Source organism: Methylobacterium crusticola (genome assembly GCF_003574465.1).
GTDB classification, from domain to species: Bacteria; Pseudomonadota; Alphaproteobacteria; order Rhizobiales; family Beijerinckiaceae; genus Methylobacterium; species Methylobacterium crusticola.
Genome location: NZ_QOWC01000234.1, coordinates 1 through 11,905, shown reverse-complemented (window position 1 = coordinate 11,905; position 11,905 = coordinate 1). Strand labels below are relative to the sequence as shown.

Annotated in this window: 11 protein-coding genes; 1 reads left to right on the top strand and 10 read right to left on the bottom strand. The window is 74.5% G+C overall.

Annotation, left to right across the window (positions count from 1 at the left end):
• The 8 genes from DT057_RS31455 to DT057_RS31420 form a co-directional block, all read right to left on the bottom strand.
• Window positions 1-746, bottom strand: a 746-nt coding sequence (locus DT057_RS31455; RefSeq protein WP_244937415.1) for a TetR/AcrR family transcriptional regulator, incomplete at its 3' end; no start/stop codon positions are given.
• Between the two features lie 53 nt (window positions 747-799).
• Entirely contained in the window at window positions 800-1,666 is an 867-nt protein-coding gene (locus DT057_RS31450) for a sugar phosphate isomerase/epimerase family protein (protein ID WP_128565990.1), read from the bottom strand.
• A gap of 8 nt (window positions 1,667-1,674) precedes the next feature.
• Entirely contained in the window at window positions 1,675-2,829 is a 1,155-nt protein-coding gene (locus DT057_RS31445) for a dihydrodipicolinate synthase family protein (RefSeq protein ID WP_128565989.1), read from the bottom strand.
• A gap of 39 nt (window positions 2,830-2,868) precedes the next feature.
• The gene (locus DT057_RS31440) at window positions 2,869-4,083 is read right to left on the bottom strand and encodes a Gfo/Idh/MocA family protein (RefSeq protein WP_128565988.1); all 1,215 of its coding nucleotides are present in this window, start codon (window positions 4,081-4,083) and stop codon (window positions 2,869-2,871) included.
• Window positions 4,080-5,453, bottom strand: a complete 1,374-nt coding sequence (locus tag DT057_RS31435; protein ID WP_128565987.1) for an enolase C-terminal domain-like protein — start codon at window positions 5,451-5,453, stop codon at window positions 4,080-4,082. Before DT057_RS31435 ends, DT057_RS31440 begins: the two co-directional genes overlap by 4 nt.
• A gap of 5 nt (window positions 5,454-5,458) precedes the next feature.
• Window positions 5,459-6,310, bottom strand: a complete 852-nt coding sequence (locus DT057_RS31430) for an ABC transporter ATP-binding protein (protein WP_128565986.1) — start codon at window positions 6,308-6,310, stop codon at window positions 5,459-5,461.
• 13 nt (window positions 6,311-6,323) lie between these two features.
• Entirely contained in the window at window positions 6,324-7,334 is a 1,011-nt protein-coding gene (locus DT057_RS31425) for an ABC transporter substrate-binding protein (RefSeq protein WP_128565985.1), read from the bottom strand.
• Between the two features lie 40 nt (window positions 7,335-7,374).
• On the bottom strand, window positions 7,375-8,184 hold the full coding sequence (locus tag DT057_RS31420) for an ABC transporter permease (RefSeq protein WP_128565984.1): 810 nt from the start codon (window positions 8,182-8,184) through the stop codon (window positions 7,375-7,377).
• 244 nt (window positions 8,185-8,428) lie between these two features.
• Here DT057_RS31420 and DT057_RS31415 point away from each other — a divergent pair, with 244 nt between their 5' ends.
• Complete coding sequence (locus DT057_RS31415) at window positions 8,429-9,580, top strand: 2-methylaconitate cis-trans isomerase PrpF family protein (RefSeq protein WP_128565983.1); 1,152 nt, start codon at window positions 8,429-8,431, stop codon at window positions 9,578-9,580.
• Between the two features lie 28 nt (window positions 9,581-9,608).
• Here the strand turns inward: DT057_RS31415 and lpdA are convergent, their stop codons facing one another.
• Window positions 9,609-11,000, bottom strand: coding sequence for a dihydrolipoyl dehydrogenase (gene lpdA, locus DT057_RS31410; protein ID WP_128565982.1), 1,392 nt, complete (start codon window positions 10,998-11,000; stop codon window positions 9,609-9,611).
• A gap of 5 nt (window positions 11,001-11,005) precedes the next feature.
• Window positions 11,006-11,905, bottom strand: a 900-nt coding sequence (locus DT057_RS31405) for a dihydrolipoamide acetyltransferase family protein (protein WP_162501563.1), incomplete at its 5' end; no start/stop codon positions are given.

The window sequence follows — 11,905 nt, the reverse complement described above, 5'->3', positions numbered from 1 at the left end:
CGTCCCCGCCGCGGCCGCACCGCCGGGGCGCGCGCCTCGGCCGCGGGCGCCTCCCCGCGGCCGGCGCCCTCGCCCGCGCCCGCCCTCAGGGAGGCGACGATCAGGTCGGCCACGTGGGCGCGGCGGTGGGCGACCGGCCCGGGCGCCTGGAGGTCCTGGTCGAGGATCACCGAGAGGGTGAAGACGTTGGCGAAGTAGAAGTAGGACAGGCCCGCGATCGAGATCCAGAGCTGCGCCGCGTCGATGCCGGGCCGGAAGGCGCCCTCGCGCACGCCGCGCTCGAGGATCTCCCGGATCAGGCCGATCAGGGGCGAGTGCATCTCCTTGACTCGCGCCGAATCCTTCAGGTGGCGGGCCTGGTGGAGGTTCTCGCTGTTGAGGAGGTTGATGAAGGTGCGGTCGCCCGTGAAGGAATCGAACGTGAAGGTGACGAGGCGATGCATCGCGGCCTCGGGCGCCAGCGCCGCGAGGTCGAGGCGCATCTCGGCCGAGCGCGCGCGCTCGTAGGCCGCCTCGAGCACGGCGAGCCACAGCCCGCGCTTGCTGCCGAAGTAGTGGTAGATCATGCGCCGGTTGGCGCCGGCCCGCACCGCGATGTCGTCGATGCTGGTGCCGGAGAAGCCCCGCCCCGTGAAGGCCGCGGTGGCGGCCGCCAGGATGTTGGCCCGCGTCCGCTCCGGGTCGCGCTGGCGCACCGGGCGCTCCGGGGCCGCCGGGCCTGCCGCGCGGGCGTCGAGAGATGTCACGCTCAGAGCCTCCGACCGGCCGGGCGCTCCCGGCCGGTTGCCTGCCTTCGCCGTCAGACGACGGTCCGGTGACGCTGGATGCACGTTTCGAGGACCTCGTCCATGGGCCGGCGCCACCAATCGGCCTCCGAGAAGATCTCGACCTCGCAGAAGCCCGCGAAGCCCGTCGCCTCGACGGCGGCCCGGACCGGCTTCAGGTCGATGATCCCGTCGCCCATCATCCCGCGGTCGAGGAGGAGGTCGCGGGTCGGCACCAGCCAGTCACAGACGTGGTAGGCGAGCATCCGCTCGGCGCCCGCCCGGGCGATCTGCCCGAGCAGGTCCGGGTCCCACCAGACGTGGTAGACGTCGCAGGCGACCCCGAGGGCGCCCGTGCGCCCCGGGTCGAGGCGGTCGCAGAGGTCGAGGGCCTGCGCGAGCGTGTTCACGCAGGCGCGGTCGGCCGCGTACATCGGGTGCAGCGGCTCGATGGCGAGCGGCATCCCGGCCGCGCGCGCGTAGCCCAGGAGGTCGTGGATGCCGTCCTCGACCTGGGCGCGGGCGGCGCCGAGGTCGCGCGACGGCGCCGAGCCGGGGCGCGCGTATTGCGGCAGGCCGCCCACCACCAGGACCAGGCAGGGCGCGCCGAGCGCGGCGGCCTCGTCCACGGCCCGCCGGTTGTCGTCGCGCACCGCCGGCGCCTGCGAGGGATCGCCCGGGAACATGCCGCCCCGGCAGTAGCCCGAGAGGGCGAGGCCCGCCTCCCGCACGGCCGCCACGGCGGGCGCGAGGCCCACGGCCTCGACCTGGTCGCGCCAGGGCGAGATCGCCCGGATGCCGTGGCGGGCGCAGGCCTCCACGATGGCGGCGAGGTCGCCCTGCCGGCGCACCGTCGCGGTGTTGAGGGAGAGAAGGCGGTGGTCGCCCGAGAGGTCGCGCATCGGACCGCTCACGCCACGCCCCGGACCGCCAGCACCGCCCGCATGCGGGCGGCCGCCGCCTCGGGATCGTCCAGGAGGCCGGCGGCGTCGGCGAGGCGGAAGATCTCGGCGAGGTGCAGGGTGGAGCGCGCGCTCTCCTGCCCGCCCACCAGGGTGAAGTGGTCCTGATGGCCGTTGAGGTAGGCCATGAACACCACCCCGGTCTTGTAGAACCGCGTCGGCGCCCGGAAGATGTGCCGCGACAGCGCCACCGTCGGCGCCAGGATCGCGTGGAAGCGCGCCGTCTCGCCCCGCGCCAGCTCGACGAGGGCCGCGGAGGCCGCGGGCGCGATGGCGTCGAAGATGCCGAGCAGGGCGTCGGAATGGCCGTGCTCGTCGCCGGCGATCAGCTCGGCGTAGTTGAAGTCGTCGCCCGTGTACATGCGCACGCCCGGCGCCAGCCGGCGGCGCATCACGATCTCCTTGTCCTTGTCGAGGAGCGAGATCTTCACGCCGTCGATCCTGGCGGCGTGGCGGTTGATGATGTCGACCGCGGTCGCCATGGCGTCGTCGAAGGCGTCGGCGCCCCAGTAGCCGGCGAGCGCCGGGTCGAACATGTCGCCGAGCCAGTGGATGATGACGGGCGCGCGCACCTGCGACAGCACCCGGTCGTAGACGAGGGCGTAGTCCTGCGCCGAGCGGGCGACCCGGGCGAGCGCCCGCGAGGCCATCAGGATGATGCGCCCGCCCGCCGCCTCGACCGCCGCGACCTGCTCCTCGTAGGCCGCGCTCACGTCGTCGAGGCTGCGGGCGGCCTCGGGCGCGAGGTGGTCGGTGCCGGCGCCCGAGAAGACGAGGGCGCCGGGCCGGCCGCGGGCCGCCGCGACCGAGCGCCGGATGAGGTCGAGGGAGGTCGGCCAGTCGAGGCCCATGCCGCGCTGCGCCGTGTCCATCGCCTCGGCGACGCCGAGGCCGAGGTCCCAGAGGTGCTCGCGGTAGGCGAGCGTCCGGTCCCAGTCGATGGCGGGCCGCAGCCACGGGTCGGCGTCGCTCAAGGGGTCGGCCACGACGTGGGCGGCCGAGAACGCCACCCGGTTCATCGGCCCCGCGGCCCGGGCCGGGAACGCCCGCGGCGCCGACAGGCGGTAGGTCTCGAGGCTGCGGTCGGCCCGGGGCAGGCGCAGGGAGAGGGCCGGTTCATCGTCTCAGGCCGGTTCATCGTCTCAGGCCGGTTCATGGCGGGCCTCCTGGGCGGCGCCCGCCTGCGGCGTGCCGGCGGGCGCGCCCGCGACGTTGAGCGGCGGCACGTCGATCCAGCGGCGCTCCTTCCAGCTCTGGAGCGCGCACTCGACGAGCTGCACCCCCTTGGCGCCCTCGACGAGCGTGTAGCGGTAGGGCGCGTCCTCGGCGACGTGGCGGATGAACATCTCCCACTGCGCCTTGAAGCCGTTGTCCGGCACCACGTTGTCGGGCACCTCCTGCCAGCCGGCGTAGAAGTCGATGCCCTGCTTGACGTCCGGGTTCCAGACCGGCCGCGGGGTCGCCTGGCGGGGCTGGATCACGCACCCGGTGAGCCCCGCCACCGCCGAGCCGTGGGTGCCGTCGACCTGGAAGGTCACGAGGTCGTCGCGGTAGACCCGCACCGCCCAGGACATGTTGATGTGGGCGATGACGCCGCCGTCGAGCAGGAAGGTGGCGTAGGCCGCGTCGTCCGCCGTGGCGCCGTAGCGCGCGCCGTCCTCGCCGACCCGCTCGGGGATGTGGGTCTGCCCGATGCAGGAGACCGAGCGCACCTCGCCGAACAGGTTGTCGAGGACGTAGCGCCAGTGGCAGACCATGTCGAGGATGATGCCGCCGCCGTCCTGCGTGCGGTAGTTCCAGGACGGGCGCTGCGCGGGCTGCCAGTCGCCCTCGAACACCCAGTAGCCGAACTCGCCGCGCACCGAGAGCATGCGGCCGAAGAAGCCGGAATCGCGCAGCATCCGGAGCTTCTGGAGGCCGGGCAGGAACAGCTTGTCCTGCACGACCCCGTTGCGCACGCCGGCCTCGCGGGCGAGCCGGCAGATGCGCAGGGCCTCGGGCAGGCCGGTGGCGATGGGCTTCTCGCAGTAGATGTGCTTGCCCCGGGCGATCGCCCGCTCGAGGAGCGCCGGGCGCATCTGGGTCGTGGCGGCGTCGAAGAAGATCTCGTCGCGCGGGTCGGCCAGTGCCGCGTCGAGGTCCGTGGTCCAGCGCTCGACGCCGTGGGCGCGGGCGAGGGCCTCGACCCGGCCGGCGTCGCGGCCGACCAGGACGGGGTCGAGCTGCACCCGGCTGCCGTCCGACAGGAGGACGCCGCCCTCGCGGCGGATGGCCGCCACCGAGCGGATGAGGTGCTGGTTCATCCCCATCCGGCCGGTGACGCCGTTCATGATGATGCCGAGCCTGCGTGCGCTCATGCGCGGATCTCCCGTGGGGCCTGGATGGGGGTGCGGGTCGGGATCGGCGCCATCGCGGCCCAGTCGGGCTCGGCGCCGCCGGCGAAGCCCGGGACGGCGAGGAGCGAGCCGGCCGCGAGCCGGCCCGCGGCCGTGGCGAGGCGGATGCCCGCCCGGGTGCGGACGTAGAGGCCGGGATGGGCCGCCGCGAAGGCCTCCGCCTCCGCGTCCGGGGCCGGGCCGAAGCCCGCGACGTAGTGGTGGCCGTTGCGCTCGGCGTGGGCGAGCCCGAGGGCGGCCGCGAGGGCGGTGTCCTGCTGCACCGCGAGGCCGGCCTGGCAGGTCAGGTCCTCGGCGGTCACGAAGGCGCCGGGCCGCGCCGCCGCCCGCACGGCGTTGAGGAGGCCCTTGTAGAGCCCCTTGCAGCCCTTGATCGACACGCCCCGGTAGCCGAGGGCGAGGGCCCGCGGGAAGGCGTCGAGGTCGCCGTCCGCCTCGTCGATGACGAACGGCACCGCGGCGGCGAGGGGCCCCAGGGCCTGCGCGAAGGTCTCCGCCCGGTCGAAGGGCTGCTCGACGTAGAGGAGGCGCCGGCGCATGCCCGCGAGCGCCGGGGCGTCGAGCCGCTCCAGGAGGACGGCGAGGCGGCCGGGATCGTAGCCCTCGTTGGCGTCGAGCGTGACCCGGGCCCCGGGCGCGTGCCGCGCGAGGAGATCCGCGACGGCGGAGAGCCGCCCGGCATCCGCGTCCGGGTCCCCGCCGAGCTTGACCTTGAGGTAGCCCAGGGCGCCGCCCGCGAGGAGCGCCTCGAGGGCGTCGAGCGGGTCGGCGAGGCCGACCGTGTGCCGGAGCGCGACGTGCCCGACCGGCGCCAGGTTCCGCAGGTGCCCGGCGATCTCCCGGTCGTCGAGGTCGGGGGTCAGGCGCGCGTCGAGGCCCGGCGCGTTCGCCCGCAGGCCCTCGAGCAGGCCGAGGCCCGCGGCCCGCAGGGCGGCGTCGAGCACGGCCCGGTCGATCACCGCCGCCCCGTAGGCCCGCACCAGCGCCGGCCCCCGTCCCTCGCCGGGGTCGCGCGCAGCCGCGTGCAGCCCGAAGGGCGTGCGCGGCACCGACCCGGCATCGGCGTAGCGGCCCGCCGCCGCCGCCAGGCTCGCCCGCAGGTCCGCCACGGTCTCGTCGGGGCTCCTGCGCGGGTCCTTGTCGAACCATTTCGGCATCATCATCTCGGCGGCGGCGCCCGCGGAGGCGCCGTGCTCCGTCTCGACCCTCACCCGCACGAAGGCCTGGGGCGCGGCCTCGACCCGCGCGACGCCGAAGCGGAACGGGTGCGTGAAGCGCATCGGCCGCTCGAACAGGACGATGTCGCGGAGCGTCAGCCGGATCCCCGCCATCCCGGTCAATCCAGATGCGCCTGGGGCGACGGCCCCGGGGCCAGCTGCCCCTGGGGGTAGAAGTGCCCGCGGATGCGGCGCGCGAGGTCGGCGAAGACCGGGTTGCCCATCTGGTCGATGGTGCGCGGGCGCGGCAGGGCCACGTCGTAGATCGCCGCGATGGCGCCCGGCCGCTCGGACATCACCACCACCCGGTCAGCGAGGAAGACCGCCTCCGGGATCGAGTGCGTGATGAGCAGGATGGTCTTGCCGGTCTCGTGGTGGATGCGCTGCAGCTCGAGGTTCATGCGCTCCCGCGTCAGGGCGTCGAGGGCCCCGAACGGCTCGTCCATCAGCACGAGGCGCGGATCGTGCACGAGGGCGCGGCAGATCGCGGCCCGCTGCTGCATGCCGCCCGAGAGCTGCCAGGGATACTTGTTCTCGAAATCCGACAGGCCCGCCGTCGCGAGGAGCGCCCTGGCGCGGGCGAGGTGGGCGGCGCGGTCGAGGCGCCGCACCTCCGCGGGCATCATCACGTTGCGCAGGATGGTCCGCCAGGCGAGCAGCACCGGGTTCTGGAACACGATGCCGACGTCGTCCGGCGGCTCCACGACCGGGCGGCCGCCGATGCGGACCTCGCCGGAGGTCGGCCGGATCAGCCCGGCCACGAGCTTGAGCAGGGTGGACTTCCCGCAGCCGGACGGCCCGACCACGGCGACGAACTCGCCCTCGCCGAGGTCGAGGTCCAGGGGCCGCAGGGAGGGCACCGCGCCGTCCTGCGTGCGGTAGGTCTTGGCGAGGGCGCGGATCTCGATCAGCACCGGGCGGGCCGTGGCCGGCGCGCCGTCGTGCACGACCCGCAGGGGCGCGTTGGACATCCGGCCCCGGCCCCTAGTTGGTCTGCCCGGCGGGCAGGTACTGGCGGGTGTAGAAGGCCTTCGGGTCGGCCTTGGCGGCGGCGCTCAGGCCGCCGTACTCCACCAGCACGTTCACGGTCTCCGCCATCGTGGCGTCGGTGACCTGGAACGGGCGCAGGCCCTGCGTCTCGGGCGTGCGGTAGAACGGCACCGTGAGGTTGAAGCCCTCGAGCAGCGTCTCGGGCCTGCCGGCCTTGGGCAGGGCCTTGAGGACCGCGTCGACGGCCGCGCGGGGCGCCTTCTCGGCGCCCTCCACCGCCCGGGTGGTGGCGCTCATGAAGCGGCGGGCGAGGTCGGGGTTGTCCTTGAGCCAATCCGTGTTGGCGACGATCCCGGAGGAGACGAGCGTGACGCCGTAATCGGCGAAGGCCACGGGGGTCACCGCCCTGCCGGTGGCGTCCTTGATCTTCATGCTCTGGTCCATGACGTAGCCGAGGAGCATGTCGGCCTGGCCGTTGATGACCGCGTTGAGCTTGGTCTGGGCGTCGCCGGCCACGATGCGCATCTCGCTCTCCTTGAGGCCGGCCTTCTTGAGGAAGAGCGGCCAGATCTGCGACATCGAATCGCCCGGCGTCGTGGCGATGGTCCTGCCCCGCATGTCCTCGGCCCGGCGGATGTTCTTGTCGGAGAACCCCATCGCCGACATCGGGCAGCGCTGGAGCAGCACGCCGGCCGCCGTCACGGGCGCCCCCTTGGCGGCGGCCTTCATCATGGTGGGCACGTCGGCGTAGCCGAACTGCACGGTCCTGGCCGCGACCGCCTGGACGGTGACGGCCGAGCCGCGGCCCTCCTGGATCTCGAGGTCGATGCCCTCGGCGGCGTAGAGCCCCGTCTCGCGGCCGTAGTAGAACGGCGCGTGCTCGCCGTAGACGTACCAGTTGAGCATCAGCACGACCTTGTCGGCGGCCCGGGCGGGCGCGGCCGGCAGGCCAGCGATCAGGGCGCCCGCCAGGAGGGCGAGGCCTGCGACTGTTCTGGGCGTCATGGGGGGCGTCCTCCCGTCGGGCGTGGTCCGGCCTCGCGCGTCAGGCCGTGGCGTGGATCGGCGCGCGCTGGCTCGCGTGCCAGGGCACGGCGAGGCGCTCCACGAGGTCGACGAGGGCAAACAGCACCACGCCGATCAGCGCCAGGATCACCAGGGCGGCGAACATCGTGGGCAGATCGAAATTGCCGATCGAGCGCTGGAGCACGAAGCCGATGCCGGAATTGGCGCCCACGAACTCCCCGACCACCGCGCCCACCACCGCCAGGGTCACCGAGACCTTGAGGCCGGCGAAGATCGACGGCAGGGCGTGGGGCAGGCTCACCATCCGGAAGGTCTGGAGCCAGGAGCACTTCATCGCGCGCGCGAGGTCGCGCATGTCCGGGTCGAGGGACTTGAAGCCCTGGACGCCCGAGACCACGACCGGGAAGACCCCGAGCAGGAAGGCCGAGATCACCTTCGGGGTCATGCCGAACCCGAACCAGACCACGAAGAGCGGCGCCACCGCGACCTTCGGGATCGACTGGGAGAACACCAGGAGCGGGTAGAGGTAGGCCTCGACCCGCCGGGACCCGGCGATGAGCATCGCGAGCCCGATGCCGACCACTGCCGAGAGGCCGAACCCGCCCAGGGTGGCGAGCGTCGTCGGCACCGCCTGGGCCAGGAGCTCGCCGCCCTCGCTCCGGAAGGCCGCCACCACGTCGAGGGGGGCCGGGACGAGGTAGGGCGGGATGCGCAGGAGCCGCACGGCGAGGTCCCACAGGACGATCAGCCCGACCATCATCACGAGCGGCCGGATCCAGGCCGAATCGAGAGCGCGCGCCAGCAACCGGCGCCGTGGGTTCGCCGCCATCCCGGGGGTTTCCTCGTCGCACCGGCGCCGTTCGGCACTCGTTAGTAACTCACCGGTGAATTACTACGCGGCGGCGCCGGGCTGTCAAGACCGGCCCGGTCCCGGGGCCGGGCGGAGCAGCCCCGGGACCGGGCGGCGCGCCGGCCGTCGCCTGCGGACCGCCCGCAGGCCGACGCCGGCGCGGGCGTTCTCTGGTATGGAGACCCGCCCGCCGGCTCCGGTCCCGAGGCGAGGAGGCAGAGCGATGCAGCGCGCGATCCCGGCCGTCTTCATGCGGGGCGGCACCAGCAAGGCCATCATGTTCCACGCCCGGGACCTGCCGGCCGACAGGGCCGCGTGGGACGCGCTGTTCACCGCCGCCATGGGCACGCCCGACCCCTACGGCCGGCAGCTCGACGGCATGGGCGGCGGCGTCTCGTCCCTCTCCAAGGTCTGCGTCCTCGCCCCGGCGACGCGCCCGGACGCCGACCTCGACTACACCTTCGCCCAGGTCCAGATCCGCGAGGACCGGGTCGACCACGCGGGCAATTGCGGCAACATGAGCGCCGCGGTCGGCCCCTTCGCGGTCGACGAGGGGCTGGTCGGCGTCGACGGGGACGTGGCGACGATCCGCATCCACAACACCAACACCCGCAAGATCATCCGCGCCACCTTCCCGGTCGACCGGGGCCGGGCGCGCTACGACGGGGACCTCGCGATCCCGGGGGTCGCCGGGACCGGGGCGCCGGTGCGCCTCGACTTCCTCGAGCCCGGCGGGGCCACGACCGGCCGGCTCCTGCCGAGCGGCAGGGCGCTCGACCGCCTCGACGTGCCGGGCTTCGGCCCGGTCGAGGCCTCCCTGGTCGATGCCGGCAACGCCGCGGTGTTCGTCCGCGCCCGGGACGTCGGGCTGACGGGCGCCGAACTCCCCGACGCGCTCGACGCCGACCCCGCGGCCTTGCGCCTCCTCGACGACATCCGGGTCGCGGGCTCCGTGCGGATGGGCATCGCGCCCGACGCGGCCGCGGCCCGCGCCCTCCGGGTGGTGCCGTTCGTGGGCGTCGTCGGCCCGGCCGCCGACGCCCCGACGCTCACGGGCGAGGGGATCCGGGCCGGGCAGATCGACCTCGCCGCCCGCGTGATCTCGAACGGCCAGCCGCACAGGGCCCTGCCCCTGACGGTGTCGCTCTGCATCGCGGTGGCGGCGCGCATCGCCGGCACCCTCGTCGCCGAGGCGCTGTCGCCGGCGGCGGGGGACGGGGCGCTGCGCCTCGGGATGCCGTCGGGCGTGCTGACCGTGGGGGCCGACGTCGCCCGGGAGGACGGCGCCTGGATCGCCCGGGCCGGGTCGTTCTACCGCACGGCGCGCCGGCTGTTCGACGGGCGGGTCTGGGTGCCGGTCCCTCCCGGGCGCTGAGGGCCGGGCCCGGCCGGCCCGGCGGCCGTCAGATGTGGAGCGCCTCGCCGAGGGCCCGGAGGTTCGCCTCGTGGAAGGCCTCGCCCAGGGTCGGGTGGGCGTGGATCGTGCCCGCCACGTCCTCGAGCCGCGCGCCCATCTCGAGGGCGAGGCCGAAGCCGGCCGAGAGTTCCGACACGCCGGCGCCCACCGCCTGGATGCCCAGCACCAGGTGGTTGTCGGCCCGCGCCGTCACCCGCACGAAGCCGTCCTCGTCCGCGAGCGTCATGGCGCGCCCGTTGGCGGCGAACGGGAACAGGCCCGTGCGCACCTCGTGGCCCGCCGCCCGCGCCTCGTCGGGCGACAGCCCGGCCGAGGCGATCTCCGGGTCCGTGAAGCAGACGGCCGGGATCGCGACCTTGTGGAAGGCGCGGCGGTGGCCGGCCACGATGTCGGCCACCATCTCGCCCTGCGCCATGGCCCGGTGGGCGAGCATCGGCTCCCCGGTGACGTCGCCCACCGCCCAGACGTTGCGCATGGAGGTGGCGCAGCGCTCGTCGATGCGGATGAAGGGGCCGCTCATGTCGAGGTCGAGCCGGTCGAGGCCGAAATCGGCGGTGCGCGGCCGGCGTCCGACCGCGACCAGGATCGTCGCGGCGGGGATGTCGCGGGTGCTCCCGCCGGTCTCGACCCGGAGCGCGTCGCCCGCCTCCGACATACCCGCCGCGCGGGCGCCGAGCAGGACCTCGATCCCGAGGGTGCCGAGGCGCCGGGCCACCGGCCTCGTCAGCTCGGCGTCGTAGAGCGGCAGGATCCGCTCCGCCATCTCGACCACGGTGACCTTCGTGCCGAGCTTGGCGAAGGCTGTGCCGAGTTCGAGCCCGATGTAGCCCGCGCCCACCACCACCATGCTGGCGGGCACGGCGGGCAGCGAGAGGGCCTCGGTCGACGAGATCACGCGCCCGCCGAAGGGCAGCGACGGCAGGGCGCTCGCCACCGAGCCGGTGGCCAGGATGACGTGCTCGGCCCGCACCCGCTCGGGACCGGTGTCGGTCTCGACGTGGCAGGTCTTGCCGTCGACCATGGTGCCGCGCCCGCGCAGGATCTTGACGCCCCCGCGCTTCAGGAGCGCGGCCACGCCCGTGTTGAGGCGGGCCACGATGCCGTCCTTCCAGGCGACCGTGCGGGTGAAGTCGAGGCTCGGCGGCCCGGCGCTCAGCCCGAAGGGCGAGCCCGCGGCCTGGAGCAGGGCCGCGTGGTAGGCCTCCGCCGCGTGGATCACGGCCTTCGAGGGAATGCAGCCGACGTTGAGGCAGGTGCCGCCGAGGCGCGTCTCCTCGACCAGCACCGTGTCGATGCCGTGGTGGCCGGCCCGGATCGCCGCGACGTAGCCGCCGGGGCCGCCGCCGAGCACGAGGAGCTTGGTGGTGATCTCACCCATGGGGGTCAGGCATCCATGAACAGCATCGCGGGCGTCTCGAGGAGGGCCTTGAGCGCCTGCACGAAGAGCGCGGCGTCGTAGCCGTCGACCACGCGATGATCGAAGGAGGAGGAGAGGTTCATGGTGAGGCGGGGCGCGAAGGCGCCGTCGCGCCAGACGGGCCGCATCACCTGCTTGTTGACGCCCAGGATCGCGACCTCGGGCCGGTTGATCACGGGCGTCGTCACGATGCCGCCGAGCGCCCCCAGGGAGGTGATCGTGAGGGTGGAGCCGGTGAGCTCGTCGCGGGCCGCCAGGCCGGAGCGGGCCGCGTCGGCGAGGCGCCGCACCTCGGCGGCCGCGTCCCAGAGGTCGCGCGCCTCGGCGTGGCGCAGCACCGGTACCATCAGGCCGTTGGGCGTCTGGGTGGCGATGCCGACGTGCACGCCGCCGTGGCGGTGGATCACCTCCGCCTCGTCGTCGTAGTGCGCGTTCATCTGGGGGAAGTCCGGCACCGTGCGCACCAGCGCCTGGACCAGGAACGGGATCAGGGTCAGCTTCGGGCGGCTCGCCCCGTAGCGCAGGTTGAGGGCGGCGCGCAGCTCCTCCAGGGCGGTCACGTCAACCTCCTCCACGTAGGAGAAGTGGGCGACCCGGCGCTTGGCGTCGGCCATGCGCTGGGCGATGCGCCGGCGCAGCCCGATGACCTTGACGTCCTCGACCGCCGTGTTCGGCCGCCGCCCGGCCGGCGCCGGCACGGCCTCCGGCTCGGGCCCGGCGCTCAGGAATCCGTCGAGGTCGTCGTGCCCGATGCGGCCGGCCGGGCCGGTGCCGCGCACCTGGCGCAGGTCGATGCCGGCCTCGAGCGCGCGCCGGCGCACGGCCGGCGACGCGACGGGCTTCTCGCCCGCCGGCCGCGGCGCGCC

What these genes read in the sequence shown, in the direction of transcription:
- DT057_RS31425 (WP_128565985.1), bottom strand. Translation starts at nt 7,334, where the DNA reads ATGACGCCCAGAACAGTCGCAGGCCTCGCCCTCCTGGCGGGCGCCCTG.
- DT057_RS31435 (WP_128565987.1), bottom strand. Translation starts at nt 5,453, where the DNA reads ATGGCGGGGATCCGGCTGACGCTCCGCGACATCGTCCTGTTCGAGCGG.
- DT057_RS31415 (WP_128565983.1), top strand. Translation starts at nt 8,429, where the DNA reads ATGCAGCGCGCGATCCCGGCCGTCTTCATGCGGGGCGGCACCAGCAAG.
- DT057_RS31430 (WP_128565986.1), bottom strand. Translation starts at nt 6,310, where the DNA reads ATGTCCAACGCGCCCCTGCGGGTCGTGCACGACGGCGCGCCGGCCACG.
- lpdA (WP_128565982.1), bottom strand. Translation starts at nt 11,000, where the DNA reads ATGGGTGAGATCACCACCAAGCTCCTCGTGCTCGGCGGCGGCCCCGGC.
- DT057_RS31420 (WP_128565984.1), bottom strand. Translation starts at nt 8,184, where the DNA reads ATGGCGGCGAACCCACGGCGCCGGTTGCTGGCGCGCGCTCTCGATTCG.
- DT057_RS31450 (WP_128565990.1), bottom strand. Translation starts at nt 1,666, where the DNA reads ATGCGCGACCTCTCGGGCGACCACCGCCTTCTCTCCCTCAACACCGCG.
- DT057_RS31440 (WP_128565988.1), bottom strand. Translation starts at nt 4,083, where the DNA reads ATGAGCGCACGCAGGCTCGGCATCATCATGAACGGCGTCACCGGCCGG.